We start from the raw sequence: 1,768 nt of genomic DNA on the forward strand, positions 1-1,768 counted from the left end.
GGCGCGATCTCGATCACCTGGGCCGACATGTTCATTCGAGGCAAGCTGCCACGCACGAACGTACCCAGATAGCACATCGTCTGGGGCTGCAGTTTGTCGATGAAGATGAACGATCGCAGATCAGCCACGGTTCTGGCCGATCAAGCCACGGAGCTCTTCGACTATCAACCGGCGCAAATCTTCACGCGTCGCGCCACTGCCCGACCCGGTCGCCGAGCTCACGCCAGGCGTGCGCGTCGTGTGCGCGGAACCACCAGGAATTCGCATGGATCGCACCTCTTTTGCCACAGCGTCGAACTCTGTCAGCAAGCGATCGGTGTCCGATTGGCTCACGACCAAGGGCGGGCGAACCTTGATGACATTGCCGTAGCTGCCGGCCGCGCTGACCAGGATCCGGTGGTGGCGGAGGCCATTGACGAAGGCTGCCGTGGTTTCCGGATCGGCGGTCTTGGACTCGAAGTCCGAAACGAATTCGACCCCGATGTACAGGCCGGCGCCACGGACATCGCACGCGAAACCGTTGCGCGCGAGAATGTCTCGAAGTCCCACCATGAGTTGCCGACCCTTGTCGTCGGCATTTGCCAGCAAGTTCTCGTCGCGAATGACATCGAGGACTGCTTGACCGGCAGCTACCGGTGCATTCTCGCCGCCGTAGGTGTTGAAGTACGCAATGTTCTGCGCGAACGTCTTGAGGTGGTCGCTTTGCGCGACCACGCCTGCAATGGGCATTCCGTTGCCCATGGGCTTGCCCATGGTCACGAGATCCGGTGTTACGCCGCTGCGCTGATAGCCCCACATGGCAGCGCCGGTACGGGAGAAACCGGACTGCACCTCGTCGCTGATGAACAATCCGCCGGCTCGATGAACCAGGTCGGCTGCAGACCGGAGCACGCCGGGGTCGGGGTGGATACCGTCCGAGGAGAACATGCTGTCGACTATCAGTGCCGCCAGACCGACACCGCGGCGTTTGAGGTCGTCGATCTGCGTTTGGAGATGCCCGAGAAACTGACTCTCGATGTCGGCTTGATCGGTCCTGAACGTGTCTGGTGGCGGGATCAATCGCACATCGGTACCGAGAATCGTCCCCTCGCCCGATGAGGGTGACCAGGACGCGACTTCCCTAGTGCACCCGTGGTAGGCGTACTCGGACACGATGACCCCGGTGCCACCCGACACCTCGCGCGCTATACGCACTGCGAGATCGTTGGCCTCCGATCCGGTACATGTGAACATCACGTTGTCCAGAGCATCGTCGTGGGTATCGACGAGGTTTTCGGCGTAGTCGACGATGTCACGCTGCAGATAACGCGTGTTCGTATTCATGATCCGCAGCTGCCGCGACACTGCGTCGACGACGTGCGGGTGGTTGTGACCGACGCTTGCGACGTTGTTGTAGGCATCCAGGTATTCGTCACCGTGGACGTCGTAGATCTTGGTGCCTTGCGCTCGCACCGGCTGGAAAGGATCCGAATAGAAGAGCCGGTAGGCGGGGCCCATTACGCGATTACGTCGCTCGACGAGCGTGCGTGTTTCGTCGTCCAGGGTTGCGAGCCCGTCCGCGCTCAGCGAGTTGAGCGCTACGGCCTCGACCTTCTTGAGGCCTGCGTTAGGTACTTCCTGCATGATGTGGGGTTCTTTCAGCGTTGGTGCGACGCTCTCATCGCACGGACTGGGCTGGTACACAGTGGGCAGCGAGACAACCGGTGCCTAGCGTCCGATTACGCTTTCGAGCACCCGGGTGATCTCGTCGCGGGCGGTAGTGACGCTC

General features: G+C 61.4%; 1 protein-coding gene and 1 pseudogene. Both read right to left on the minus strand.

All coding sequences use genetic code 11. The annotated features are described in order from the left end of the window. Positions 1-128: pseudogene (locus tag WBQ44_RS05330) on the minus strand (hypothetical protein); the annotation flags it as partial. After that, positions 121-1,497, minus strand: a complete 1,377-nt coding sequence (locus tag WBQ44_RS05335) for an aspartate aminotransferase family protein (protein ID WP_495565692.1) — start codon at positions 1,495-1,497, stop codon at positions 121-123. The pseudogene WBQ44_RS05330 and the gene WBQ44_RS05335, both read right to left, overlap by 8 nt. Positions 1,498-1,768: the final 271 nt, after the last annotated feature.

Origin of the sequence: Rhodococcus sp. (in: high G+C Gram-positive bacteria) (genome assembly GCF_049591685.1) — a bacterium.
Classification (GTDB): Bacteria; Actinomycetota; Actinomycetes; order Mycobacteriales; family Mycobacteriaceae; genus Rhodococcoides.

Excerpts from the sequence above, each read along its gene's own strand:
- WBQ44_RS05335 (WP_495565692.1), bottom strand. The coding sequence starts at position 1,497 with ATGGGCCCCGCCTACCGGCTCTTCTATTCGGATCCTTTCCAGCCGGTG.